Raw genomic sequence first — 26,744 nt, 5'->3', positions numbered from 1 at the left:
GAAATTAATGGGAATGACGGGGCACAGTGGAGCCACGGCAACCGACCAGGAAGTCGAAGTCGCAGCCGTCGTCGGCTTGCAGCACGTGGTCTACATACAAACGGGCATAGCCACCCGACAGCGGCTTGGGCGCATTGCCTGCCAGGGCAGCCAAGCGCTCGGCCAGCTCGGCATCGCTGATATCCAGGTGCAGGCGGCCTTGTTCGCAGTCCAGCTCGATGAAGTCGCCGTCGCGCACAGCGGCCAGCGGACCACCCGCAGCGGCTTCGGGGGCCACGTGCAGCACCACGGTGCCGTAGGCGGTACCGCTCATGCGGGCATCGGAAATGCGCACCATGTCCTTCACGCCCTGGCGCAGCAGCTTGGGCGGCAGGCCCATATTGCCCACCTCGGCCATGCCGGGGTAGCCCTTGGGCCCACAGTTCTTCAAGACCATCACGCAGCTCGCGTCGATGTCCAGGTCTTCGTCGACGATGCGTTCCTTGTAGTGCTCCAGGTTCTCGAACACCACGGCACGGCCACGGTGCTTGAGCAGCGCGGGCGTGGCGGCAGACGGCTTGAGCACCGCACCGCGAGGCGACAAATTGCCACGCAGGATGCAGATGCCACCGTCGGCAATCAGGGGGTTGTCGATAGGACGAATCACTTCGTCGTTGTACTGGGGAGCTTCGCGCACGTTCTCCCACATGGATTTGCCGTTGACGGTGAGCGCATCGGGGTGCGGCAGCAGGCCGTGTTCGCCAAGGCGGCGCAGCACGGCGGGCAGGCCACCGGCGTAGTAGAACTCTTCCATCAGGAAACGGCCCGAGGGCTGCAGGTCGACGATGGTCGGCGTGCCGCGTCCGATACGGGTCCAGTCCTCCAAATCCAGCTGCACACCGATGCGGCCAGCGATGGCCTTCAGGTGGATGACGGCGTTGGTCGAGCCACCGATGGCCGCGTTGACGCGGATGGCGTTCTCGAAGGCTTCGCGGGTCAGAATTTTGGACAGCGTGAGGCCTTCACGGGCCATCTCCACCGCCCGCGTGCCCGACATATGCGCCAGCACGTAGCGGCGCGCGTCCACCGCCGGAATGGCAGCGTTGTGCGGCAGTGAGGTGCCCAATGCCTCGGCCATGCAGGCCATGGTGCTGGCAGTGCCCATGGTGTTGCAGGTGCCCGCAGAGCGTGACATACCCGCCTCTGCTGACAAGAACTGGTGCAAATTGATTTCGCCCGCTTTCAGTGATTCGTGCAGTTGCCACACCGCCGTGCCGGAGCCGATGTTCTTGCCTTCGAGCTTGCCGTTGAGCATGGGGCCGCCGGTGACCACGATGGCCGGAATGTCGCAGCTGGCCGCACCCATCAGCAGCGCAGGCGTGGTTTTGTCGCAGCCGGTGAGTAGCACCACTGCGTCGATGGGGTTGCCGCGGATGGCTTCTTCCACGTCCATGCTGGCCAGGTTGCGGGTCAGCATCGCCGTGGGGCGCAGATTCGATTCGCCATTGCTGAAAACCGGGAATTCCACCGGGAAGCCACCGGCCTCGAAGATGCCGCGCTTCACATGCTCGGCGATCTTGCGGAAATGGGCGTTGCAAGGGGTCAGCTCGCTCCAGGTGTTGCAGATGCCGACGATGGGGCGGCCATCGAACTCGTGGTCCGGGATGCCCTGGTTCTTCATCCAGCTGCGGTACATGAAGCCGTTTTTGTCGGCCGAGCCAAACCATTCGGCGGAGCGCATTTTTTTAGGGGTATCGGTCATAGGGGGGTCTTCAGAAAAAAATCAGGAATGGGGGGATTTGCGCGCGGCAAAGACGCGCTGGAGCAGGCAAAACAGGAACAGCAGCGCGCCCACGACGATGCGCGTCCACCAGGAACTCAAAGTGCCGTCAAAGGAAATCAGGGTCTGGATAATCCCGAGCATCAGCACGCCAAACAGCGTGCCGACCATGTAGCCCGAGCCGCCGGTCAGCAGCGTGCCGCCAATGACCACCGCTGCAATCGCGTCCAGCTCCATGCCCACGGCATGTAGGCCGTAGCCCGAGAGCATGTAAAAGGTAAACACGACACCCGCCAGCGCCGAACAAAAACCCGACAGTGTGTACACGCCAATCAGGGTGGCACGCACCGGCAAGCCCATCAGCAGGGCCGAGTTTTCGCTGCCGCCCACGGCGTACACCGTGCGGCCGAACGGTGTGCAATGCGCCACAAACACGGCCACCGCCAGCACGATGAGCGCAATCACCGCGCCAATCGACAGCGAGGCATCGCCCCACACCGGAATGCGCATTTGTGAGACTTCAGAATAGAACTCGTTGGTCATGCTGATCGAGTCAATGCTGATCAGGTAGCACAGGCCGCGCGCCAGGAACATGCCCGCCAGCGTCACAATAAAGGGCTGCAGGCGAAAGCGCTCGATCAAAAAGCCCATGAAGGCACCAAACGCCGTGCCCATCAGCAGCACCAGCGGAATCACCAGCGCCGGGCTCCAGCCGTGCTTCTCCACCAGCGAAGCCGACACCATGGTGGTGAACGCGATCACCGAGCCCACTGACAAGTCAATGCCGCCGGACAGCACCACAAAGGTCATGCCCACCGCCACGATCACCAAAAAGGCGTTGTCGATCAGCAGGTTCAAAAACACCTGTGGCGAGAAAAATCCGTCATAGAACACCGAACCCAATGTCGCCATCGCCACGAATAGCGACACCGTCGCCAAAATAGGCAGGTGCTGGGGGTTGAAACGCTTGGCGGTACTCATGCCCGGCCTCCTGCGTGCACAGGGCGCAGCGTCCACATGCGTACGGTGGCGCGGAACTCGGCAGACTGCAGCAGCATCACCGCAAACACCACCACGGCCTTCACCACCAGGTTGATCTCGGGCGGCACACCCAGCGAGTAGATGGCGTAGGTCAGGGTCTGGATGATCAGCGCGCCAACCACGCTGCCAAACAAACTGAAGCGCCCGCCAGTCAGCGCGGTGCCACCCAGGGTGACGGCCAAAATGGCATCCAGCTCCAGCAGTTGCCCGGCGTTGTTACCGTCCGCACTCTTCACGTTGGAGCTGATGAGCAGCCCCGCCACACCGGCACAAAACCCGCAGAACGCATACACCCACACCGTCAGCTTGCGGGCCTGGATACCCACACCGCGCGCCGCCACCGGGTTGATGCCCACCGCCTGGATGAACAAGCCCAGAGCCGTGCGCGTCATGGCCAGGTGCAGCACGCCGTACACCAGGGCTACGATGAACAGCGAAAACGGCAAGCCCGCCAGATAGCCACTGCCCAGAAAGAAAAACGGTGCGTAGTAGATGGTGATGATCTGCCCGCCGGTGATCAGTTGGGCAATGCCCCGGCCTGCCACCATCAAAATCAGCGTGGCAATGATGGGCTGCATGCCGATACGGGCCACCAGCACGCCGTTCCACAGGCCGCACACCAACGCCACACCCAGCGCGGCCAGAATCGCCAGCGGCATGGGGAAGCGGCTGGCGTGTACGGCCACACCGTCTTGCACCACCAGCGCGCCACCAATCATCCAGGCGGCCAGCGCGGCCGAAATCGCCACCACTGCGCCTACCGAAATGTCGATGCCACGCGTGGCGATCACCAGCGTCATGCCCAGCGACACCAGCACCAGCGGTGCCGCCCGGTTAAGGATGTCGATCAGGCTGCCGTAGAGGTGGCCATCACGCCACTCGATGTGCAAAAAACCGGGATTAAAAACCACGTTCACTATCAAAAGTAATAGCAAGGTCAGCAAGGGCCACGCCCGCGGGTGCATTAAAAACACCTTAAACATAGCGAACCCCGGTTGCAGCCAGAACGTGCCCCGCCAGAGATACCGTGGAACCGGCTTTGCCGGGCCACTGGTATCGCCCCCTGCGTGTCGCATCGGTTTTGTCAAACCGATGCGAGGGGGGTTGGCGCAGCGCAGCGCAGCCTGGGGGTGAGCAAAAACTACACATGGTCGGCGGCAATCAGTGCATAAACTTCGTCTTCGGAACTGCCACCGGGCAGTTCCCCCACTTTGCGGCGGTCGCGCAGCACGGCAATGCGGTCGGACACGCGCACCACTTCGCTCATCTCGCTGGAAATAAACAGCACGGCCATGCCGCCGCGCGCCAGACGCAGGATTTCTTCCATGATTTCCTGCTTGGCCGCCACGTCGATGCCTCGCGTGGGCTCGTCCAGAATCAGCAGGCGCGGGTCGGTGGCCAGCCAGCGGGCGATCACCGCTTTTTGCTGGTTGCCGCCCGACAGCAGGCCGATGGGCGTTTCAATGCTGGCGGTTTTGATGCCTAAGGTTTTGACGAAATGCTCGGCCAGCGTGGTCTGCTCGGCGATGCTTAAAAACTTGCGCACGCCCAACCGCGCCTGCAGCGCCAGGGCAATGTTTTCGCGCACCGACAGCTCGGCGACGATGCCGTCGGTTTTACGCTCTTCGGGGCACAGGGCGATGCCGTACTGCACCGCATCAGAGGGATTGCCAAGCTGCACGGTCTGGCCGTCGATCTGCAAGCTGCCTTTGTCGGATGCCTCCAGGCCAAACAACAGCCGCGCCAGCTCGGTACGGCCCGCACCCAGCAGGCCCGCCAGCCCCAGCACCTCGCCTGCATGCAGCTTCAGGTCTACCGCTTGCAATCGCCCGGCCTGGCCCAGGCCCTGGGTTTGCAGCAGCACCACATCCTGGGCACTGTCGCGCTGCTGCCCGGCGTGGGCGTTTTGCACCGCAAATTCACGGCCCAGCATGGCGGAGATCAGAGCCTGGGGCGGCAAGGCATCGGCCATCCATTCCCCCACCCACTCTCCATTGCGCAACACGGTGATGCGGTCAGAAATGGCGTAGACCTGGTTCAAAAAGTGCGACACAAACACAATCGCCAGGCCCTCGCCGCGCAGGCGGCGCAGCACTTCAAACAGCTTTTGCACCTCGTCTTCGTCCAGGCTGGAAGTGGGCTCGTCCAGGATCAACACCTTGGATTCCACGCCCAGCGCCCGGGCGATGGCCACCAGTTGCTGCACCGCCACCGGGTAGGTGGACAGCAGCTGCGTCACATCAATATCCAGCCCGATACGGGCCAGCAGTTCGCGGCTGCGGCGGTGCACGGTGGCCCAGTCGATGCGGTAGCCCTGGGTCCAGCCCAGGCGTGGGAAGCGCCCGGCAAACACGTTCTCAGCCACCGACAGATTGGGGCAGAGGTTCACCTCCTGGTAGACGGTGCTGATGCCCAGCTTTTGGGCCGCCAGGGGCGAATCGGGCCGGATAGGCTCACCCATCAACAGCATCTGCCCGCCGCTGGACTCCAGCACGCCGGTGAGCACCTTGATCAGCGTGGATTTGCCCGCGCCGTTTTGGCCCATCAGGGCATGGATCTCGCCGGGGTACAAGCGCAGTTGCACGCCACGGAGCACAGGAATACCGGCAAATGCTTTGTCAATACCCGTGAGCTCCAGCACGGGCTGTGCCACGGGCTGAACACCAGCGCGGGTCATCCCTTGTTTTTGTTGTACACGTCGACAAACACGGCGGCCAGCAGCACCAAGCCCTTGATGATCTGCTGGTAGTCGATGCCGATGCCCATGATGGACATGCCGTTGTTCATCACGCCCATGATGAACGCGCCAATCACCGCGCCCATCACTTTGCCCACACCACCAGAAGCCGAGGCTCCACCGATGAAGCAGGCGGCAATCACATCCAGCTCAAAACCCAGGCCGCCCTTGGGCGTGGCGGTGTTGAGGCGCGCGGCAAACACCAGCCCGGCCAGCGCGGCCAGCACGCCCATGTTGATGAAGGTATAAAAAGCCAGGCGCTCGGTCTTGATGCCGGAGAGCTTGGCGGCCTTTTCGTTGCCACCCAGGGCGTAGACGCGGCGGCCAATGGTGGTGCGGCTGGTGACAAAGTCAAACACTGCAATCAGCAGCGCCATGACGATCAGCACATTGGGCAGGCCCTTGTAGGATGCCAGCAGGTAGCTGAAGGTAATCAGCAGGGCCGAGAAAATCACCATCTTGCCCCAGAAGAAGGCCGTGGGCTCGCCGGCCACGCCGTGCTTTTGCTGGTTGGCCCGTGCGCGGATGCCCGCCACCACCAGGGCCAAAGCCACCAGTACGCCCAGCAGCAGCGAGGTCAGGCGCAAGCCTTCCGAGCTGAGCAGATCCGGGATGAAACCCGAGCTGAGCGACTGGAAGGTGTCCGGGAATGGCCCTACCGATTGCCCTTGCAGCAGCGCTAGCGCCAGGCCGCGAAACACCAGCATGCCCGCCAGCGTCACGATGAAGGACGGAATGCGGAAGAAGGCCACAAAGTAGCCCTGCGCCGCACCGATCAGCCCGCCGACCGCCAGGCAGACGATGGCCGTGGGCAGGTAATGCCAGTTGTAGTTGACCATCAGCACGGCGGCCACCGCGCCGACAAACCCGACGATGGAGCCCACCGACAGGTCGATGTGGCCGGCTACGATCACCAGCAGCATGCCCAGCGCCATGATGACGATGTAGCTGTTTTGCAGCACCAGGTTGGTCAGGTTCAGCGGCTGCATCAGCGTGCCGTCGGTCATGAACTGGAAGAAGCCCATGATGGCCACCAGCGACAGCAGCATGCCGTATTCACGCAGGTTGCTCTTGAAGAAGCTCAGGCCCGAAGGCGCAGCGGTGGCAGCAGGCGCCGCAGGGGATGTAGTTGTTTTTTCCATGATTCAAATGCTCTGGTGGGGCTCTCGTAATGCTTTAGTTGGCGCTGACGATGGCGCGCATGATTTTTTCCTGGCTGGCCTCGGCGGTAGGCATCTCGGCCACAAAACGCCCTTCGTTCATCACATAAATGCGGTCCGACAGGCCCAGCAGCTCGGGCATCTCGGATGAGATCACGATCACGCATTTGCCCTCGGCGGCGAGCTGTGCAATCAGGGTGTAGATCTCGAACTTGGCCCCCACGTCGATGCCGCGTGTGGGCTCGTCCAGGATCAGCACCTCGGGGTTGGTGAACAGCCATTTGCTGAGCACCACTTTTTGCTGGTTGCCGCCTGACAGGTTGACCACTTTCTGGTCCACGCCCGAGCAGCGGGTGCGCATTTTTTCGCGGTAGCCCTGGGCCACGACGTACTCGCGGCCATCGTCGATCACGCCGTTTTTGGACACGCCGGGCAGGTTGGCCAGGGAGGTGTTCCACTGGATGTCTTCCCCCAGCACCAGGCCGTTGCCCTTGCGGTCTTCGGTCACATAGGCCAGGCCATGGGCCACGGCTCTTTGCACCGTGGACACGTCGATTTCCTTGCCGTGCAGCAACGCCTTGCCGCTGATGCGCTGGCCCCAGGATTTGCCAAACACGCTCATGGCCAGCTCGGTACGGCCCGCGCCCATCAGCCCGGCAATGCCGACGATCTCGCCACGCTTGACGGTGAGGTTGATACCTTTGACCATTTCGCGGTCGGCGTGCTGCGGGTGGTAGGCGCGCCAGTCGCGCAGCTCAAACACGGTTTCGCCAATATTGGGCGTGCGCTTGGGGTAGCGGTCGGCCATTTCGCGGCCCACCATGCCGCGGATCACGCGGTCTTCGCTGATGGTCTCGGCGCGGCAGTCCAGTGTTTCCACCGTGGTGCCGTCGCGCAGGATGGTGATGGAGTCAGCCACCTTGGAGATTTCGTTGAGCTTGTGCGAAATCAAAATGCAGGCAATGCCCTGGGCCTTGAGTTCCAGCAAGAGCATCAACAGCGCATCGCTGTCGGTTTCGTTCAGGCTGGCGGTGGGCTCGTCCAGGATCAGCAGTTTGACTTTTTTGGACAGCGCCTTAGCAATTTCCACCAGTTGCTGCTTGCCCACGCCGATGTTGGTGATCAGCGTGTTGGGGGATTCTTTGAGCCCGACCTTCTTCAGCAGTGCCTGGGTCTGGCTGTGCGCAGCCATCCAGTCGATCACGCCGTTGTGCGCGGTCTCGTTGCCCAAAAAGATGTTTTCGGCAATCGACAGCAGCGGCACCAGAGCCAGCTCCTGGTGGATGATGATGATGCCCTGCTGCTCACTGTCGTGGATGCCCTTGAAGCGCTGCTCCTGGCCCAGGTAGCGGATTTCGCCGGTGTATTCGCCATGCGGGTACACACCCGACAGCACCTTCATCAAGGTCGATTTGCCCGCGCCGTTCTCGCCGACGAGGGCATGTATTTCGCCCGCGCTCACGCGCAGATTCACTTTGTTCAGCGCAACCACTCCGGGGAATGTCTTGCGGATGTCGTGCATCTCTAGGATCGTGTTCACCATCAGCACCCTTTTATTTTTATAAACCACCTAAAAAAAAGGCCCCACACCTCGCAATGCAGGGCCTTTTCAAGCGCACTGGCAACACCCCAGGCTTTCGGCCTGGAGCGGATGCCTTTACTTAATCTGGGATTCTTTGTAGTAGCCGCTGCCGATCAGGATCGGGTTCCAGTTGCTGGCATCCACAGCAACTGGCTTGAGCAGGTACGCAGGCACCACCTTGATGCCGTTGTTGTAGGTCTTGGTGTCGTTGACTTCGGGCTTCTTACCAGACAGTTCTGCGTCCACCATGTTGGCGGTGACCTTGGCCAGCTCACGCGTGTCCTTGAAGATGGTCGAGTACTGTTCGCCGCGCAGGATGGACTTGACCGAAGGCACTTCCGCATCCTGGCCGCTCACCACAGGGCAAGCCTGGGTCTTGGTGCAGTAGCCCACGCCTTTGAGCGAGGACAAAATGCCGATGGAAATACCGTCGTACGGGGACAGCACGGCATCGACCTTGTCCTTGGTGTAGAAGGCCGACAACAGGTTGTCCATACGTGCCTGGGCCACCGCGCCGTCCCAACGCAGGGTACCGACTTTTTCCATGCCCATTTGCTTGCTGCGCACCACCAGCTTGCCGCTGTCGATGTAAGGCTTGAACACGCTCATCGCGCCGTCATAAAAGAAGAAGGCGTTGTTGTCATCTGGCGAACCGCCAAACAGTTCGATGTTGAACGGACCCTTGCCTTGCTTCAGGCCCAGCTTGTCCACGATGGTGCCCGCTTGCAGCACGCCAACCTGGAAGTTGTCGAACGTGGCGTAGTAGTCCACATTTTTGGAGCCCTTGATCAGGCGGTCATAGGCGATGACCTTGACACCCTTGTCGGCCGCGTTCTGCAGCACTTTGGACAGCGTGGTGCCGTCGATGGAGGCAATCACCAAAACCTTCACACCCTTGGTCACCATGTTCTCGATTTGGGCGAGTTGGTTCGGGATGTCGTCGTCGGCGTACTGCAGATCGGTTTTGTAACCGCGGTCCTTCAGCACTTTGACCATATTGTCGCCGTCAGCGATCCAGCGGGCTGAGGACTTGGTCGGCATGGAAATGCCGATGGTGCCCTTGTCTTGGGCATTGGCTTGCGGCGCAATGCCGAGTGCAGCCAAAGCCAGGCTAGCCAGCAGGGATTTGATAAAAGTACGTTTCATTCCATTGTCTCCGAGGGTTGTAAAAGGCGCGCCTAGTATCCAACGCGCCGTGGGGGTTGTAGATCAGTATTTACGCTTGGGAAATTCTTTGGCGGCCACTTCCATCGGGAAGATGCCTTCTTCGGTAACGATGCGTTTTTGCAGCGTCTTGCCGGCCTTTAGATCCTTGACGGCGGACATCAGTTGCGGGCCCAGCAGCGGGCTGCACTCCACAGACACATTCAGCTTGCCGGCAATCATGGCCTCAAATGCGCCCTTGACCGCATCGATGGAAATGATGGTGATGTCCTTGGCGGGCTTGAGACCGGCCTCTTCGATGGCCTGGATGGCACCGATGGCCATGTCGTCGTTGTGCGCGTACAGCACATTGATTTTCTTGCCTTCGGCCTTGAGGAAGGCTTCCATCACTTCCTTGCCCTTGGCGCGGGTGAAGTCGCCGGTTTGCGAGCGGATGATCTTGAACTTGGGGTCGGCCTTGATGATTTCTTCAAAGCCCTTCTTGCGGTCAATGGCCGGGGCCGAACCCACCGTGCCTTGCAGCTCGACGATGTTGACATCGCCGGTGCTGCCCTTCATGGCTTCGACGAGCCAGCGACCTGCCTTGCGGCCTTCTTCGGTGAAGTCCGAGCCCATGAACGAGACGTACAGCGAGTCGTCTTTCACGTTCACCGAGCGGTCGGTCAGCACCACCGGGATTTTGGCGGCCTTGGCTTCGCGCAGCACGGTTTCCCAGCCGGACTCGACCACGGGCGAGAACGCGATCACGTCCACTTTTTGTGCGATGAAAGAGCGGATGGCCTTGATCTGGTTTTCTTGCTTTTGCTGGGCATCGGAGAACTTCAGCTCGATACCGGCTTCTGCCGCAGAGGCCTTGATGGACTCGGTATTGGCAGTGCGCCATTCGCTTTCAGCACCCACCTGGCTAAAACCCAACACGATTTTTTTCTGTGCGAACACGGTGCCAGGCAGCAGCCCGGCCAGTGGTGCAGCAGCCAGTGCGATGGCTAAGGTACGGCGATTGATGTGCATGTTGTCTCCTATTGGTTTAGTTATTGCCCCGTCCACCGTCCAAATGGACGGGTTCAGAACCCGATATCAGCTTCTTTGGCTAATTAGATGAATACTTAATTACAAATACCCTCACAGTCTAAGAACAAAACAGGTATCAATCCAATGGTTTTTTAGCCAAAATACATATTAATATTCACATTCTGGAAAACCCCATGGCATCAAGCACTCCGTGGTTCATCCGTGCCCGCCTCAAAACCCGCCAGTTGCTGCTGCTGGTGGCGCTGGACGACGAGGGCAACATTCACCGGGCGGCGCAGGTGTTGAACATGACCCAACCGGCCGCTTCCAAGCTGCTCAAGGACCTGGAAGACGCGCTGGGGGTGCCGCTGTTCGACCGGCTGCCGCGCGGCATGCGCCCCACCTGGTACGGCGAAACCATGATCCGCCATGCCCGCGTGGCCCTGGCCAGCCTGAACCAGGCGCACGAGGAGCTCACGGCCCTCAAGGCTGGTCGGTTTGGCCAGGTCAGCATCGGCGCCATCACCTCGCCGGGCCTGACGCTATTGCCATCCGCCGTGGCCATGGTGAAGCGGGAGCAGCCCACGCTGCGCGTCGGCCTGGAAATTGAAAACAGCCCTGTGCTGATCGAACGGCTGCAGCAGGGCAAGCTGGACCTGGTGGTGGCACGCCTGTTTGCCGAGCAAGACAAAACCAATCTGCGTTACGAGCCATTGATCGAAGAACCGGTGTGCGCCATTGCCCGCCCCGGCCATCCGCTGGTCAACATAGAAGGACTGGCACTGCGCGATGTAGTGACCGCAGGCTGGATCGTGCCGCCCGCGGGCAGCGTGCTGCGGCACCGATTTGAGCTGATGTTCCAGGAAGTGGGGCTGGCACCGCCGCTCAACGTGATCGAGTCGGCCGCGCTGCTGTTCATCACCCGCATGCTGCAGCAAAGCGACATGCTGGCCGTCATTGCGGCCGACGTGGCGCATTACTACGCCGCCCACGGCCTGGTCGCCATCGTGCCGCTGGAGATTCCCTGCCACATGGACGCGTTCGGCATCATCACCCGCACCGACCGCCTGCCTTCACCCGCCGCAAAGGTGATGCTGACGGCCCTGAAAGCAGCCAGCCTGGAACTCTATGGCTGCGCACTGGAGGGCAGTGACGCCTAATGGTTGATTTGGCAGATTTTTGGCCATTTTTTAACCATAAAAAAGACCTCTGGCGCAGATAGAACCTGCGCAAGGCGCTATCTATAACTACATCAAAAAATGTAGCAATGCAATTTATGTCCAGCCCGCATCCACCTTGAACTCTTGCGCAGTGCACATCGCGCCGTCGTCCGAGGCCAGAAACAGCACCATGCGGGCGATGTCCTGCGGACGCATCTTGTCGGGCAGGCACTGGGTACGCTGGATCTCGGCCTCTCCCTCGGCGTTCAGCCAGAGTTCAATCTGCCGCTCGGTCATTACCCAGCCGGGCGACACCGTGTTGATACGGATGCGGTCCGCGCCCAGGGTTTTGGCCAGCCCGCGGGTCAGGCCATTGACCGACGACTTGGCAATCGCATAGCACGGGTAACCCGTACCCTTGGTCTGCCAGCCGGTTGAACCCAGGTTAACGATAGCGCCGCCTCCGCGCCGCCGCATGCCCGGCACCACCGACTGGATGGCAAAGAAGGCGGGCCGCTCGTTAATGGCCATGCGCTGGTCGTAGTAATCGGGCGTGACAGATTCCAGCGTGTGCCGGTCATCGCTGGCCACGTTGTTCACCAGCACGGCAAAGTCACCCAGCGCGCTGGCCGCGTCCGCCACCGCGGTTTGCAGCGCCGCAATATCGCGCACATCGCACTTCCGCCACCAGGGCGCGGGGTAACCGGCATCCACCAGTTGCTGCGCCAGCGCCTGGCTGGCGGCCTCGGCCACGTCCACAAAAGCCACGCGCGCGCCCTGTTGCGCAAACGCCTCCACGATGGAAGCCCCGATACCGCTGCCCCCGCCGGTAATAAAAACAGCTTGGTCGCGCAGGCTGGGGTAGATGGAGGCAGAAGTCTGATTCGGTTCGTTTTTTGTCATTGCAATAGCGGTATCAGTTAAAACAAAATAGGAATTATTTTGCTATGGACTATGCCTTGTGCACCCAGTGCACGTCAAGTAAAGACTGAGGCCACCTATGCTGAATTTATAAAAAATTGGGCTCTAGCGCAGATAGAACCTACGCTAGTAGCTATTAAATAAATAGCAAACGAATTTATGCGGCACGTAGGCCCTGTACCACCGCGTGCAAGGCCACAAAGGCTTGCGTCAGCTTGTGCTGCGGGTCCAGGTAAATCATGGGCAAAGACTGTTCGTGCGATTCGCGGATCTTCACCGACGACGGCAGGTACGGCTGCAGCACCGGCAGGCCCTCGGCTACCAGCTCATTCACCATGCGCTGGGGCAGGTTGGCACGCGGCTGGAACTGGTTCACCACAATGCCGTCCACCACCAGGCCGGGGTTGTGGTCGGCACGGATCTCGGCCACGTTGTCCAGCAGGGTGTAGAGCGCCTTGCGGGCAAACTCGTCGCAGTCGAATGGAATCAGGCAGGCCCGCGCGCCGATCAGCGCCGAGCGGGTGTAAAAGTTCAACGCGGGTGGCGTGTCGATGTAGATGCGGTCGTAGCCCGCCGCCAGCAGTTGCAAGGCCTCGCGCAGCTTGTACAGCTTGTGGCGTGACTCCAGCTTGCTCTCCAGCTCGCCCAGCAGCGGGCTGGACGGCATCAGGTGCAGGTTCTCATGCGGCGTGGTGACAATGAAGTCGGTGGGCAGCACGGTACGCAGGCTGTAGCTCAGGCAGTGCTCAAAAAACCCGGCCACCGTAGGCTGGTCATTTTTGGCCTGTGCGCCCAGCAGGTAGCTGCTGGAATTGCCCTGCGGGTCCAGGTCGATCACCAGCGTGCGCAGCCCCTGGCTGGCACTGATGGCGGCCAAATTGCAGGTAATGGTGGACTTGCCCACCCCACCTTTTTGGTTGAAAACGACAAGTGGCATAGCAATAGTCCTGGTAGGGAAGAGCAAATTTACAAAAACTGGTGTGAAAACTGATGTGTATTGTCAGCGCTGGAGCACATGCATTTTTCAGTCCATGGCCCAGCACACCTCGCGCACACAGCCGCGCAGCCAGCGCTGCGCCGGGTCGCCATCCAGCCGGGGATGCCAGAGCATGGACACGGTGAATTCGGGCGTGGCCACCGGCAGCGCAAAGCTGTGCATGCCCTCGCGCAGCACACCGGTGTGCCGCCCGGGCACGCTAGCCACCAGATCAGAGGCCCGGGCCAGCGCCAGGGCGGTCGAGAAACCGCCGACGATGGTGGTGATGTCGCGCTGCAGCCCCAGCGGCTCCAAAGCTTCGTCAATCGCCCCCTTGAACAGCCCGCGCCGCGACACGCTAATGTGCTGCCCGGCGGCATAGCGGGCGGGTGTGGTCTCGCCCTGGCACAGCGCGTGGCCCGCGCGCACCACGCCGATGAAACGGTCGCGGAACAAGGCCTGCGTGCGCAGCTCGGGAGCGGCCGTGCTGCCCACCACGCCGATCTCCAGATCGACAGCCCCCTCGCGCAGGGGCGCGCTGCCCTTGTCGGGCTTTTGCACGAAGCACAGCCGTACGCCAGGGGCCTCTGCGCCGACGCGGGCCACCAGGCCGGGGCCAAAGCACTCCACAAAACCGTCGTTGGTGCGCAGCGTGAACGTGCGCACCAGTTGGGCGGGCTGCAGCGTCTCGGCGGGGCGCAGCACTGCTTGCGTATCCTCAACCAACTGGCGCACGCGCTCGCGCAGTTCGACCGCACGGGGTGTGGGCACCAAGCCGCGCCCGGCACGCACCAGCAAGGGGTCGCCGGTGGTTTCGCGCAGCCGCGCCAGCGCCCGGCTCATGGCCGACGGGCTCAGGCGCAGGCGTTTGGCGGCGCGCGCCACGCTGCCTTCGGCCAGCAGCACATCCAGCGTGACCAGCAGGTTGAAATCGGGGGTTGCCATGCGTCCAACGATAGCGCAAATCACGCCTGGCATGGCACCTGAGGTGGCGTTCTGTGCACGCATACAGTGCAAACGCTGCGTCTTCCGCCATGCCGGGTAAAGACCTACGCTAGCGCCTAGCTCCACAGAAAGACCCATCCATGTTCAAAACCCGCCAAATCCCCTGGGCACTGGCCAGCCTGTCGCTGTCCATGTTGCTGTCCTCGCTGGGCACCAGCATCGCCAATGTGGCCTTGCCCACGCTGGCCCAGGCCTTCAGCGCCTCGTTCCAGCAAGTCCAGTGGGTGGTGCTGGCCTATCTGCTGGCTATCACCACACTGATCGTCAGCGTCGGGCGGCTGGGGGACATCTGGGGCCGTCGGCGGTTATTGCTGGGCGGTATCTTGCTGTTCACCATGGCCTCGGTGCTGTGCGCTGCCGCACCCACGCTGGCGCTGCTATTGGCCGCCCGGGTGGCACAAGGCCTGGGCGCAGCAACCATGATGGCGCTGACCATCGCCTTTGTGGCCGAGACGGTGCCGAAGGACAAGACCGGCAGCGCCATGGGCCTGCTAGGCACCATGTCCGCCGTAGGCACGGCGCTTGGCCCCACGCTGAGCGGCGTGCTGATTGGCGGCTTAGGCTGGCAGAGCATCTTTCTGGTGAATCTGCCGCTGGGCATCCTGGCCTTTCTGCTGGCACAGCGCCATCTACCCGCCGACCGCCCAAGTCCGCAACCGGACCGCGCCCGCTTCGACGGCATTGGCACGCTGCTGCTGGCGCTGCCCCTGGCGGCCTACGCCCTGGCCATGACCATGGGGCGTGGCCACTTCGGTGCGTTGAATGTGGCGTTGCTGCTGGCAGCGGTGGTGGGCACCGGCCTGTTCGTGTTCAGCCAGACCCGTGTGGCATCGCCCCTGGTCCAATTGGCCGCCTTCCGCGACCCGGCGCTGGGTGCCAGCCTGGCCATCAACCTGCTGGTGGCCACGGTGATCATGGCGACCTTTGTGGTCGGGCCGTTCTACTTGTCGCGGTCGCTGGGGCTGGACGCGGCGGCAGTAGGCATGGTGATGGCCGTCGGCCCCGCCATCTCCATCCTGGGCGGCGTGCTGGCGGGGCGGGTGGTGGACCGCTGGAGCGCGGCACCCATCGTCGTCGTTGGGCTGGTGGCCATGGCGACGGGCGCAGTAGCGCTTTCGCTTTTGCCTGCAGTGTTTGGCGTGGTCGGCTACATCGCCGCCATCGCCATCCTGACCCCAGGCTACCAGCTGTTCCAAGCCGCCAACAACACCGCCGTGATGCTGGACGTGCCCGACAACCAGCGGGGCGTGGTCTCCGGCCTGCTCAGCCTGTCGCGCAACCTGGGGCTGATCACCGGCACTTCGGTGATGGGCGCGGTGTTTGCGTTCGCAGCAGGCACGAGCGATATCACCACGGCACAACCAGAGGCCGTGGCCACCGGGATGCAGACCACCTTCGCCGTCGCAGCCATGCTGCTCATCGCCGCAGTCGCCATCGCACTGGTCAGCAAGCGCAGTGCAGAAACAAAAAAAGCGCCTGGGCAGGCGCTTTTCTAGAAATACTTGGAGGAAGAGGTGGGATTCGAACCCACGGTACCTTGCGGTACGCCTGATTTCGAGTCAGGTACATTCGGCCACTCTGCCACTCTTCCGATTGCGGTTAGGCAACGCTCACTATTCTAGCAGGCCGCAATGCGGCTTTTAGGCCAACGTCTCCAAACCACGCAAATACGGGCGCAACACAGTCGGCACGGTGACCGAGCCGTCGGCGTTCTGGTAATTTTCCAACACCGCCACCAGGGCGCGGCCCACAGCCAGGCCGGAGCCGTTCAGGGTGTGCAGCCATTCGCTCTTGCCCTGGGCGTTCTTGAAACGGGCTTGCAGGCGGCGGGCCTGGAAGGCTTCGCAGTTGGAGACCGAGCTGATTTCGCGGTAGGTGTTTTGGCCGGGCAGCCAGACTTCCAGGTCGTACGTTTTGGCCGCGCCAAAGCCCATGTCGCCTGTGCACAGCGACACCACGCGGTACGGCAGGCCCAGCTTTTGCAGCACAGCTTCGGCGTGGCCGGTCATTTGCTCCAGCGTCTCGTAGCTCTGGTCGGGATGGACGATTTGCACCATTTCCACCTTGTCGAACTGGTGCTGGCGGATCAAACCCCGGGTGTCGCGCCCGGCGCTGCCGGCTTCGGAGCGGAAGCACGGGCTGTGGGCGGTGAGCTTGATGGGCAAGTCTGCCTCGGCCACGATGGTGTCGCGCACGAAGTTGGTCAGCGGCACTTCGCTGGTGGGGATGAGGTAGAGCGCGCTGTGGTCCGGAACGGCTTCACCGTCTTGTCCACCCTTTTTAGCGGCGAACAAGTCGCCTTCAAACTTGGGCAGTTGGCCGGTGCCGCGCATGGAGTCGGCGTTGACGATGTAGGGCACGTAGCATTCGGTGTAGCCGTGCTCTTCGGTCTGCACGTCCAGCATGAACTGGGCGAGTGCGCGATGCAGCTTGGCAATAGGGCCTTGCATCACGGTAAAGCGCGAGCCGGTGAGCTTGACGCCCATTTCAAAGTCCAGCCCAAGCGGAGCGCCCAGATCCACATGGTCTTTAGCTGCGAATTCCATAGTGCCTGGCGCACGCTCGCTGGGATTCCAGGTGCGCACCACCACGTTGGCGTGCTCGTCTTCGCCCACGGGCACGCTGGCGTGCGGCAGGTTGGGCACGGCCAGCAGCAGGGTTTGCAGCTCGGCCTGGATTTGCTCCAGGCGCACGGCGGAGGCTTCCAGCACATCTTTGATGGAGGCTACCTGGGCCATCAGGTCGTCTACACCCTCGCCTTTGGCTTTGCGCTGGCCGATCTGCTTGCTGGCGCTGTTGCGCTGGGCTTGCAGGTCTTCGGTGCGGGTCTGGATGGTTTTGCGCTCGGATTCCAGAGCCTTGAACGCATCCACGTTCAGAAACTGCTGGGGATTTTTACGCGTTTGCAGGCGGGCGACCACGGCATCAGGGTCTTTGCGGAGGGTAAGTATGTCAAGCATGGGGGTATTTTAATTTCACGCCAAAGTGGCTGGATCGACGTTGCCGCCGCACAGGATCAAGGCGACTTTCTCGTCGGCGCGTGGCCGGTACGCGCCGGTTTGCAAGGCCGCCAGCCCCAGGGCCGCGCCGGGTTCTACTGCCAGCCGCAGCTCTTTCCACAGCCAGCGCTGGGCCGCGACGATAGCCTCGTCGCTCAGCAGCAGGGCCTCTTGCACGTGGCGCTGGGTGACTTCCCAGCCGAGCTGACCGATACGCTTGGCCCCCAGCGAATCGGCGGCGATGCCACCCACGGCCACATCCACTGGTTCCCCGGCCTGGCGGGCGCTGTGCAAGGTGGGCGCTAGCCCGGGCTCCAGCGCGACCACGCGGCTGCGCTGCTCGAACCAAGCGGCGATGCCGCCGATCAAACCGCCACCGCCCACGCTGACCAGCACGCTGTCGGGCACGCCGCCCTGGGCTTCGATTTCGGCCGCCAGGGTGCCGGCGCCTGCCAGCACTTCGGGCTGGTCGTAGGCGTGTGTCAGCAGCGCGCCGGTGGCCTGCTGGCGGGCCATGCAGGCCTCAAAAGCCTGCGCGTAGGCCCCGCCGGTGACGACCACCTCGGCCCCCAGGTCGCGCAGGCGAGCGCGCTTGGCCTCGGGCGAGCTGGTGGGCACAAACACCTCGCAGCGTACGCCCAAAGCCTGGGCTGCAGCGGCAGTGGCAATGCCCGCGTTGCCACCCGAGGCGATCACCACGCCCGACGCAGGGATGGGGTTGGCCAACAGCCGGTTGAGCATGCCGCGGGCCTTGAAGCTGCCGCCCACCTGCAGGTGCTCCAGCTTGAGCCAAACTTCGGCGCAGTCCACACCCAGCACAGCGCCCGAGAGCTTCCACAGCGGAGTTTTACGTAAAAAGTGCTCCTGGCGCATATGGAACCTGTGCAAGGCGCTATCAATTTCAGAGCGATTCATTTTTTCTCCAAAGTTTCACGCCAGCTATCGCGCAATAAACGATAACGGCTTCACGCAGAACACCGCGGAACCGACTCCGCCGGGCCGCTGGTGCTGCCCCCTGCAAGGGGGTTGGCGCAAGACGCGCAGCGCTGCAGCCTGGGGATGTTCAATAGTCGCCGTTGTTGTAATTGCTGGCCAGGCTTTCGAATTTGGTGATGTTGCGCAGGAAGGCCAGCTTGACCGTACCGGTCGGGCCGTTCCGTTGCTTGGCGATGATGATCTCGGCCACGCCGGGTTCTTTGCACGCGTCCTTGGTGTAGTACTCGTCGCGGTAGATGAACATGATGATGTCGGCATCCTGCTCAATGGCGCCAGACTCACGCAAATCGCTCATCATGGGGCGTTTGTCCGGCCGCTGCTCGACGCTGCGGTTGAGCTGCGACAGCGCAATCACCGGGCATTGCAGTTCACGGGCCAGCATCTTCAAACCCCGGGATATTTCGCCCAGCTCGGTGGCACGGTTGTCGCCATTGCCGCCGCTGCCCGAGCCGCTCATCAGCTGCAGGTAATCGACCACGATCAGGCCCAGCTTGCCGCACTGGCGCGCCAGGCGGCGGGCATTGGCACGCAGCTCGCTGGGGGTGAGGCCGGGGCTTTCGTCGATGTGCAGCGACACGGTGCGCAGCTTTTCCACCGCCTCGGCCAGGCGCGGCCATTCGTCGTCGGTGAGGTTGCCGGTGCGCAGATGGCCCTGGTCGATGCGGCCGATAGAGCCCACGATACGGATCGCCAGCTGCGAGGCGCCCATTTCCATAGAGAACACCGCCACTGGCAGGCCTTCCTTCAGCGCCACGTGCTCGGCGATATTGATGGCGAAGGCGGTCTTGCCCATAGACGGGCGGGCGGCCAGCACGATCATGTCGCCCGGCTGCAGGCCCGAGGTCAGTCGGTCTAGATCGTAGAAGCCGGTGGGCACGCCGGTCACGTCGTTCTGGTTGTCGGCCATCTCCTGGACGCGGTCCAGCAGATCGACCACCAGGGTTTCCATGGCCTGGAAGCCCTGCTTGTTGCGCGCGCCCTCTTCGCCGATGTTGAAGATTTTTTGCTCGGCCTCGTCGAGGATCTTGTCCACCGGGCGGCCCTGGGTGTTGAAGGCGTTGGTGGCGATCTCGTCGCTGGCGGTGACCAGCTTGCGCAGAATGCCGCGCTCACGCACGATCTCGGCGTAACGGCGGATATTGCTGGCGCTGGGCACGTACTGGGCCAGCGAGTTCAGGTAGGCCAGGCCGCCCACTTCCTCCGACTTACCAATGCTTTGCAGCCGCTCGAACACCGTGATCACGTCGGCCGGCTTGCTGGCGTTGACCAGCTCGCGCACGGCAGCAAAGATCAGCCGGTGCTCGTAGCGGTAGAAATCATCGTCCTTGAGCAGGTCGCCCACGCGGTCCCAGGCGTTGTTGTCCAACAGCAGGCCGCCCAGCACGCTGGATTCGGCCTCGATGGAGTGCGGCGGGATGCGCAGCTGCGCAATTTGGCGGTCCTGGCCATAGGAATCGTCCAGAGCGGGAAAAACGGCAGACATGGGGAGTGGGTTCCTAGGGTGATGCTGGATGCTACGCGGCGGACCCGGCAAGGTCGAGGCACAAGTCTGGGGGCGAAGCGTGGATAAGCCTGGGGACAACCCTGTATAACACGCGGCCCAATGTAAAAGGCCGCCAGGGTTTGCACCCTGGCGGCCTCTTGCAGAGAAACGCTAATTAAGCGGTTTCGCCGTACACAGCCACGGTGATCTCAACGACCACGTCGGTGTGCAAAGCCACGGAAACGGTGTTGTCGCCGGTGGTTTTGATCATGCCGTTGGGCAGACGAATCTGGGCCTTGGTGACTTTGTAGCCTTGCTTGCTCAGTTCTTCTGCGATGTCGGCATTGGTCACGGAGCCAAACAGGCGACCGTCCACACCGGCTTTTTGCGTCAGCTTGATGGTCGAGCCAGCGAGCTTTTCGCCCATGACTTGCGACGCGCCCAGCTTGGCAGCAGCGGCTTTTTCGAGTTCGACGCGCTTGGCTTCGAACTCTTGCTTGGCCTTTTCGGTAGCGCGGCGGGCACGACCGGTGGGGATCAAGAAGTTACGGGCGTAGCCGTCTTTGACCTTGACGATGTCGCCGAGGTTGCCAAGGTTCACAACCTTGTCGAGCAGGATGATTTGCATGTTCGTACTTCCTTAGATGCGGTGCTGGTCGCTGTACGGCAGCATGGCGAGGAAACGCGCACGCTTGATAGCGGTGTTGAGCTGGCGCTGGAAAATCGCGCGCGTGCCGGTCAGGCGTGCGGGGATGATCTTGCCGTTTTCAGCGATGAAATCGCGCAGCGTGTCGATGTCTTTGTAGTCGATCTGTTCCACACCGGTCACGGTGAAGCGGCAAAAGCGCTTGCGCTTGAACAGCAGGGACTGGGTGTTGCGCTTGGGGCGCTTGTCTTTGTTATTGAAACGTTTTGGTCCGGCCATGATGGACTCCTAATCTAATCTGTTTTGAAATCTTGGATATGAAGTACGGGGTTCTTACCCAGTCGGGGTGAGGCTAAAAAACCGGTGAATTGCCAGACGCTGCCCAAGGGCTGCTGCTGGATTCGCTCGGCAATTGCGCCAAAGGCTATTGCCTTTACGGCTGCTTTGATTTGCCTGGTATGGCCTGCTTGTTCCAGACTGGACTCGTGTTCGAGCACCATGTCCAGGGCGGGCAATCCGGCGGGCGTGTAGCGCAGGTTTTTAACTTCTGCAAGACAGGCCGTCAAAACAACGTGGTTCACTCCTTGTGGGAACTCCGTTCAGCGAGCACCACGTTAGTGGGCTGCGTACTCGGCTTGCTGGGTCTTGCGCGCTTCTTCGCGTTCGACGGTCTTCATCATCGACGAAGGGCCGGTTTCAGCCTTCTTCATCACCACGGTCAGGTGGCGCAGCACGGCATCGTTGAACTTGAACGCGTGTTCCAGTTCAGCCATGATGGCTTGATCGGCTTCGATGTTGACGCACAGGTAGTGGGCCTTGGCCAGCTTGTTGATCAGGTACACCAGTTGACGGCGGCCCCAGTCTTCCACGCGGTGGATCTTGCCGCCACCGGCAACGATCATGCCTTTGTAGCGTTCCAGCATGGCTGGAACCTGTTCGCTCTGATCCGGGTGGATCATCAAAATGATTTCGTAATGACGCATATTTCTCCTTAAGGATGTGAAGCCACCCACTGCGTCTGTAGTGGTGTAGCAAGGGCAAAGCCTGCGATTATAGCCCGCGTTCTGGCGAGAGATTTAAGAGGCTCACCAGCCAGACCACCAAGGCCCCGGCAGGCAGGCCAAACACCCCGGCCGAGATCGGCTGTATGCCCCACCACAGGCCCGATCCACTCCAGCCCAGCCAGCCGCGCACCGCGGGCACATTGGCCAGCATGTACCACAGCGTCACGCCCAGCCCGGTCAGCATGCCCGCCACGGCGGCACGGCGCGTGGTGCGCTGCCAGAACAGGCCCGCCACCATGGCCGGGAAAAACGCTGCAGCCGCCAGCGAGAACGAGGCCGACACCAGCGCCAAAATGTCGGCGGGCTTTTGCGCCGCCACATAGGCCGCCGCCAGTGCCAGCAGCAACAAGGCGAACTTGGACAGCAGCACCCGCACCATCGGGTCCGACGGGGAAGCGTTGTCCCGCTCGCCCCGAAAGTACAGGTCGTGGGCCAGCGCGTTGCCCATGGTCAGCAGCAGGCCATCGGCCGTGGACAGGGCTGCCGCCAAGCCCCCCGCCGCCACCAGCCCCGACACCACATAGGGCAAGCCGCCCAGCTCGGGCGTGGCCAGCATCACCAGATCAGCCCCCAGCCGCAGCTCGGCAAACTGCAAAATGTGGTCGCCGTTCACATCAGTCACTTGCAACAAGGACGGATCGACCTGCGCCCATTGCGCAATCCAGGTGGGCAAGGTGTCAAAGCTCTGGCCTACCAACTGGCTCATTACCTCAAACTTCACCAGTACCGCCAGCGCGGGCGCGGCCAAATACAGTAGCGCGATAAAAAACAGCGACCAGGCCACCGAGCTACGGGCCTCGGCCACCGAGGGCGTGGTGTAGTAGCGCGTCAGCAAGTGCGGCAGCGCGGCCGTGCCGGTCATGAGGCAAAAAATCAGTGCCAAAAAGTTCAGCCGCGAGGTGCTGAAGCTTTCCCGCTCGGCGGCTGTGCCGTCAGGGTTGCCGTTGAAGACCTGGGCGTGCGGTGTCATGCCCGCCAGCGGCTGGGCGCGCTCCAGGTTGTCTTGCCGGGCGTGGCTCCAGAGTTCGCGCGCGGTGGCCTCGTCTTTGGGCAAGGCGGCCAGATCGCGCCCGGCCTTGCGCACCAGAGAAGGGTCGGCCCGCTCGGCCTGCAGTTGGCGCAACCGGGCCTGGGCAGCGGCGCGCTCCAGCACCAATGTGCGGGGCACGTCCTCCAGCATGTTGCCAAACTGGGTGGCGCGCTGGGCGTAAATGGCCTGCACTTCACGCTCCGAGGGCGACTCGCCCAACTGCTTTTCCAGTGCTGCGATTTTCGGCAACTGCTGGCCATACACCAGCGGGGCCAGGGGGTTGCCCAGCTGTTTGTACGCCAGCCACGACACCGGAATCAAAAACGCCAGGATCAAAATCACGTACTGCGCCACCTGGGTCCAGGTGACCGCCCGCATGCCACCCAAAAACGAGCACACCAGCACCCCGCCCAGCCCCAGCAAAATACCGATCTCGAACTGCACCCCGGTCAGGCGCGAGGTGATCAGCCCCACCGCATAAATCTGCGCTACTACATAGGTGAACGAGCACAGTACCGCCGCCCCAGCGGCAATCCAGCGCGGCCACCGGCCACCATAGCGCACGCCAAAAAAGTCGGGCACGGTGTAGAGCTGCATACGGCGCAGGCGCGGCGCAATCAACAGGCCCACCAGGCAAAACCCGCCGGTCCAGCCCATGATGTAGGCCAGCCCGCCGGGCTGGCCGTTGGAGCCAGAAAACCCGTTCAAATACAGCCCCCCGGCGAGGCTGATGAAAGATGCAGCACTCATCCAGTCGGCAGCGGTGGCCATGCCGTTGTAGATGGAGGGAATGCGCCGCCCGGCCACGTAGTACTCGGCGGGGTCGGAAGTGCGGCAGTAGATACCAATGCTGGCGTACAGCGCAAACGTGGCAAACAAAAAGATGCCGCCGATCCAGTAGCGCGACAGGCCCCGGTTTTCGGCCCAGGCCATCAACCCCAAAAAAGCCAGCAGACAGACCACGTACAGGCCAAAGTTACGGTGCAGGCGGCGCAGCGAAGGCAGCACCTGGCCGGGCTCGGCATCCGCACCATCACGGCGGCGGCGCCAGGCGTACACCACCACGATCAGCAGGTAGCACAGCACCACGCCCTGGGCGCAAAACCAGTAGTTCAACGGCCAGCCCGCCACCACCCAGGTCAGGTCGCGCGCAAAAAACACCACGCCAAACGACAGCACCGCCCACAGCAGCAGCAAGGCCATGCGCAGGCGGGTGAATGTGGGTGTGGTGACGAAGGGAGGGGCAAACACGGTGGGTCAGGATCGTAAAAAAAGAAAACCCCGGGTGCCGAAGCATCCAGGGTTTTCCATCCTAGCCCAGTTGCGCCCAGGGGCGCATCCGCAACAGCCCTAGCCCGCCAGCTGTTTCCAGGTGGCTACCACGCTATCGGGGTTGAGTGAAATCGACTCAATGCCCTGGTCGGCCAGCCACTGGGCGAAGTCGGGGTGGTCGCTGGGGCCCTGGCCGCAGATGCCCACGTACTTGCCCTGGGCCTTGCAGGCTGCAATGGCGCGGCTCAGCAAGGCTTTGACGGCGGGGTCGCGTTCGTCGAAGTCGGCGGCCAGCAGCTCCAGGCCGGAATCGCGGTCCAGGCCCAGAGTGAGCTGGGTCAGGTCATTGGAGCCGATGGAGAAGCCGTCGAAGTACTGTAGGAACTCGTCGGCCAGGATGGCGTTGCTCGGCACTTCGCACATCATGATGATCTTCAGGTCGTCTTGCCCGCGCTGCAGGCCATGCTGGGCCAGCAGCTGGGTGACCTTTTCGGCCTGGCCCAGGGTGCGCACAAACGGCACCATCACCTGCACATTGGTCAGGCCCATGTCCAGGCGCACACGGCGCAGGGCCGCGCATTCCATGGCAAAGGCTTCGCCAAAGTCGGCGCTGATGTAGCGCGCTGCGCCACGGAAGCCCAGCATGGGGTTTTCTTCTTCGGGCTCGTAGCGGCTACCGCCGATCAGCTTGCGGTACTCGTTGGACTTGAAGTCCGACAGGCGCACGATCACCGGCTTGGGCCAGAACGCGGCGGCAATTGTGGCCACACCTTCGGTGACCTTGTCCACGTAGAAAGCACGCGGCGAAGCATGGCCGCGGGCTACCGACTCAACCGCCTTCTTCAGGTCGTTGTCGATGTTCGGGTAGTCCAGGATGGCCTTGGGGTGCACGCCGATGTTGTTGTTGATGATGAACTCCAGCCGGGCCAGGCCCACGCCCTGGTTGGGCAACTGGCAGAAGTCGAACGCCAGCTGGGGGTTGCCCACGTTCATCATGATCTTGGTTTGGATCTCGGGCATGGTGCCGCGCTCCACCTCGGTGACCTCGGTTTCCAGCAGGCCGTCGTAGATGAAGCCGGTGTCGCCCTCCGAGCAGCTCACCGTCACCAGGGTGCCGGTCTTGAGCTTTTCGGTCGCGTCGCCACAACCCACCACCGCCGGAATACCCAGTTCACGCGCAATGATGGCGGCGTGGCAGGTGCGGCCACCGCGGTTGGTCACGATAGCGCTGGCGCGCTTCATCACCGGCTCCCAGTTGGGGTCGGTCATATCAGTGACCAGCACGTCACCGGGCTGTACTTCGTCCATCTGGCTGATGTTGTGCACAAATCGCACGGGGCCGGTGCCGATCTTCTGGCCGATGGCACGGCCCTCGGCCAGCACATTGCTCTTGCCTTTGAGCTTGTAGCGCAGCTCGGCTTTGCCCATCTGCTGGCTCTTCACGGTCTCGGGCCGGGCCTGCAGGATGTAGAGCAGGCCGTCGGTGCCGTCCTTGCCCCATTCGATGTCCATGGGGCGGCCGTAATGCTCTTCGATCACCAGCGCGTAGTGGGCCAGTTGCTCTACGTCGGCATCGGTCAGCGAGTAGCGGTTGCGCTGCTCGGTGGGTACGTCGGTGGTTTTGACGAGTTGGCCGGTGGCGGCTTTCTCGGTCGGGGTGGTGAACTCCATCTGCACCATCTTTGACCCGAGGTTGCGGCGGATGACGGCTTTTTTGCCCGCTTTCAGCATGGGCTTGTGCACATAGAACTCGTCGGGGTTCACCGCGCCCTGCACCACGGTTTCGCCCAGGCCGTAGCTGGAGGTGATGAAAACCACCTGGTCAAAGCCGGATTCGGTGTCGATGGTGAACATCACGCCTGCCGCCCCCAAATCGGAGCGCACCATGCGTTGTACGCCAGCGCTCAGGGCCACGATGTCGTGGGCAAAGCCCTTGTGCACGCGGTAGCTGATGGCGCGGTCGTTGTACAGGCTGGCAAACACCTCCTTCATCTTATGCAGCACGGCTTCGATACCGACCACGTTCAGGAAAGTTTCCTGCTGGCCCGCAAAGGATGCGTCGGGCAGGTCTTCGGCGGTGGCCGACGAGCGCACGGCAAACGATGCCTCGGGGTTGCCGGCGCTCAACGCGGCAAACGATTCGGTGATGGCAGCCTGCAGATCGGCCGGGAAAGGCTGGGCTTCGACCATGCCGCGGATTTCGGCACCGGCCACGGCCAGGGCGCGCACGTCTTCGGTATCCAGCCGGGCCAGCCGGACGCTGATCTTGTCGGCCAGGCCATCGTGCGCCAGGAAGGCGCGGAACGCGTGGGCCGTGGTGGCAAAGCCGGTGGGCACGCGCACCCCATTCGGTCCTTGGGTGGGCAGCTGCGAAATCATCTCGCCGAGGCTGGCGTTTTTGCCACCCACCGACTCGACGTCATCCATTCTCAAGAGTTCAAAGGGTACGACCAGGGCGGTCGGGCTGAAGAGTGCAGACATAGGAAAGCTCCGAAGGTTAAAACCGGGTCTGCGCGCCGTGGCCCTGGGCCAGGGACGACGCTGTGCATGCCTGCCGTGCGACGGTGTACTTGTTGTTCTGGGGCGCAACGGGGCATGGTTTGGAAACTTGTAGGGGTCGAATGGACACTCGAATGGCGCGATTGTAGAGAACTCGGCGCACTACAGGGCACGAGTTACCACCACGTTACAGCATTTAGAGGAATTTATACAAAATAGGCCTCCAGCGCATATAAAAG

General features: G+C 62.2%; 22 protein-coding genes and 1 tRNA gene. 2 read left to right on the top strand and 21 right to left on the bottom strand.

The annotated features are described in order from the left end of the window. Positions 1-4 precede the first annotated feature (4 nt). The 8 genes from AC097L_RS08865 to AC097L_RS08830 all read right to left on the bottom strand — a co-directional run bounded on the left by AC097L_RS08865 (position 5) and on the right by AC097L_RS08830 (position 10,454). The gene (locus AC097L_RS08865; RefSeq protein ID WP_479585966.1) at positions 5-1,741 is read right to left on the bottom strand and encodes an IlvD/Edd family dehydratase; all 1,737 of its coding nucleotides are present in this window, start codon (positions 1,739-1,741) and stop codon (positions 5-7) included. Between the two features lie 21 nt (positions 1,742-1,762). Further along, complete coding sequence (gene yjfF / locus AC097L_RS08860) at positions 1,763-2,740, bottom strand: galactofuranose ABC transporter, permease protein YjfF (RefSeq protein WP_479585965.1); 978 nt, start codon at positions 2,738-2,740, stop codon at positions 1,763-1,765. Next, positions 2,737-3,783: an ABC transporter permease gene (locus AC097L_RS08855; protein WP_479585964.1), complete on the bottom strand. Its 1,047-nt coding sequence runs from the start codon at positions 3,781-3,783 to the stop codon at positions 2,737-2,739. The genes yjfF and AC097L_RS08855 overlap by 4 nt, the downstream gene beginning before the upstream one ends. Before the next feature lie 158 nt (positions 3,784-3,941). Next, positions 3,942-5,477 carry a sugar ABC transporter ATP-binding protein gene (locus AC097L_RS08850; protein ID WP_479585963.1) on the bottom strand — a complete coding sequence of 512 codons (1,536 nt, stop codon included), beginning with the start codon at positions 5,475-5,477 and terminating at the stop codon, positions 3,942-3,944. Then, on the bottom strand, positions 5,474-6,679 hold the full coding sequence (mmsB, locus tag AC097L_RS08845; protein WP_479585962.1) for a multiple monosaccharide ABC transporter permease: 1,206 nt from the start codon (positions 6,677-6,679) through the stop codon (positions 5,474-5,476). Before mmsB ends, AC097L_RS08850 begins: the two co-directional genes overlap by 4 nt. 34 nt (positions 6,680-6,713) lie before the next feature. After that, on the bottom strand, positions 6,714-8,240 hold the full coding sequence (gene mmsA, locus AC097L_RS08840) for a multiple monosaccharide ABC transporter ATP-binding protein (RefSeq protein WP_479585961.1): 1,527 nt from the start codon (positions 8,238-8,240) through the stop codon (positions 6,714-6,716). A gap of 114 nt (positions 8,241-8,354) precedes the next feature. Next, entirely contained in the window at positions 8,355-9,425 is a 1,071-nt protein-coding gene (gene chvE, locus AC097L_RS08835; protein WP_479585960.1) for a multiple monosaccharide ABC transporter substrate-binding protein, read from the bottom strand. A gap of 63 nt (positions 9,426-9,488) precedes the next feature. After that, positions 9,489-10,454: an ABC transporter substrate-binding protein gene (locus AC097L_RS08830; RefSeq protein WP_479585959.1), complete on the bottom strand. Its 966-nt coding sequence runs from the start codon at positions 10,452-10,454 to the stop codon at positions 9,489-9,491. A 194-nt stretch (positions 10,455-10,648) separates the two neighbouring features. On the opposite strand from AC097L_RS08830, the gene AC097L_RS08825 reads away from it, so the two are divergent. After that, complete coding sequence (locus AC097L_RS08825) at positions 10,649-11,614, top strand: LysR family transcriptional regulator (RefSeq protein ID WP_479585958.1); 966 nt, start codon at positions 10,649-10,651, stop codon at positions 11,612-11,614. A gap of 114 nt (positions 11,615-11,728) precedes the next feature. On the opposite strand, the gene AC097L_RS08820 is transcribed toward AC097L_RS08825, so the two are convergent. From AC097L_RS08820 to AC097L_RS08810, 3 genes are all read right to left on the bottom strand, one after another. Beyond that, positions 11,729-12,517 (bottom strand): SDR family NAD(P)-dependent oxidoreductase, encoded by a 789-nt coding sequence (locus tag AC097L_RS08820; RefSeq protein ID WP_479585957.1) that lies wholly within the window; start codon positions 12,515-12,517, stop codon positions 11,729-11,731. 175 nt (positions 12,518-12,692) lie between these two features. Further along, entirely contained in the window at positions 12,693-13,472 is a 780-nt protein-coding gene (locus tag AC097L_RS08815; protein ID WP_479585956.1) for a ParA family protein, read from the bottom strand. A gap of 87 nt (positions 13,473-13,559) precedes the next feature. Continuing rightward, positions 13,560-14,456: a LysR family transcriptional regulator gene (locus tag AC097L_RS08810; RefSeq protein WP_479585955.1), complete on the bottom strand. Its 897-nt coding sequence runs from the start codon at positions 14,454-14,456 to the stop codon at positions 13,560-13,562. 140 nt (positions 14,457-14,596) lie between these two features. Between AC097L_RS08810 and AC097L_RS08805 the strand changes: the two genes are divergently transcribed. After that, positions 14,597-16,012, top strand: coding sequence for an MFS transporter (locus tag AC097L_RS08805; protein WP_479585954.1), 1,416 nt, complete (start codon positions 14,597-14,599; stop codon positions 16,010-16,012). Between the two features lie 7 nt (positions 16,013-16,019). On the opposite strand, the gene AC097L_RS08800 is transcribed toward AC097L_RS08805, so the two are convergent. The 10 genes from AC097L_RS08800 to ppsA all read right to left on the bottom strand — a co-directional run bounded on the left by AC097L_RS08800 (position 16,020) and on the right by ppsA (position 26,487). After that, positions 16,020-16,107: transfer RNA gene (locus tag AC097L_RS08800), tRNA-Ser, on the bottom strand. 49 nt (positions 16,108-16,156) lie between these two features. Then, complete coding sequence (serS, locus tag AC097L_RS08795) at positions 16,157-17,476, bottom strand: serine--tRNA ligase (protein ID WP_479585953.1); 1,320 nt, start codon at positions 17,474-17,476, stop codon at positions 16,157-16,159. A 15-nt stretch (positions 17,477-17,491) separates the two neighbouring features. Beyond that, positions 17,492-18,430 (bottom strand): threonine/serine dehydratase, encoded by a 939-nt coding sequence (locus AC097L_RS08790; RefSeq protein WP_479585952.1) that lies wholly within the window; start codon positions 18,428-18,430, stop codon positions 17,492-17,494. 148 nt (positions 18,431-18,578) lie between these two features. Next, on the bottom strand, positions 18,579-19,994 hold the full coding sequence (gene dnaB / locus AC097L_RS08785) for a replicative DNA helicase (protein WP_479585951.1): 1,416 nt from the start codon (positions 19,992-19,994) through the stop codon (positions 18,579-18,581). Positions 19,995-20,169: 175 nt separating this feature from the next. Next, positions 20,170-20,622: a 50S ribosomal protein L9 gene (gene rplI, locus AC097L_RS08780; RefSeq protein WP_479585950.1), complete on the bottom strand. Its 453-nt coding sequence runs from the start codon at positions 20,620-20,622 to the stop codon at positions 20,170-20,172. 12 nt (positions 20,623-20,634) lie between these two features. Beyond that, positions 20,635-20,919, bottom strand: coding sequence for a 30S ribosomal protein S18 (rpsR, locus tag AC097L_RS08775; protein ID WP_092761761.1), 285 nt, complete (start codon positions 20,917-20,919; stop codon positions 20,635-20,637). Between the two features lie 14 nt (positions 20,920-20,933). Continuing rightward, positions 20,934-21,221 (bottom strand): primosomal replication protein N, encoded by a 288-nt coding sequence (priB, locus tag AC097L_RS08770; protein WP_479585949.1) that lies wholly within the window; start codon positions 21,219-21,221, stop codon positions 20,934-20,936. 33 nt (positions 21,222-21,254) lie between these two features. After that, positions 21,255-21,623 carry a 30S ribosomal protein S6 gene (rpsF, locus tag AC097L_RS08765; RefSeq protein ID WP_295953935.1) on the bottom strand — a complete coding sequence of 123 codons (369 nt, stop codon included), beginning with the start codon at positions 21,621-21,623 and terminating at the stop codon, positions 21,255-21,257. 67 nt (positions 21,624-21,690) lie between these two features. Next, entirely contained in the window at positions 21,691-23,937 is a 2,247-nt protein-coding gene (locus tag AC097L_RS08760) for a VC_2705 family sodium/solute symporter (RefSeq protein WP_479586331.1), read from the bottom strand. A gap of 147 nt (positions 23,938-24,084) precedes the next feature. Beyond that, the gene (gene ppsA / locus AC097L_RS08755; protein WP_479585948.1) at positions 24,085-26,487 is read right to left on the bottom strand and encodes a phosphoenolpyruvate synthase; all 2,403 of its coding nucleotides are present in this window, start codon (positions 26,485-26,487) and stop codon (positions 24,085-24,087) included. Positions 26,488-26,744: the final 257 nt, after the last annotated feature.

The sequence above is a fragment of the Rhodoferax sp. RT5P35 genome, from assembly GCF_056521385.1.
The sequence above is the reverse complement of the archived record's forward strand: the minus strand, read 5'-3'. Positions and strand labels throughout refer to the sequence as shown.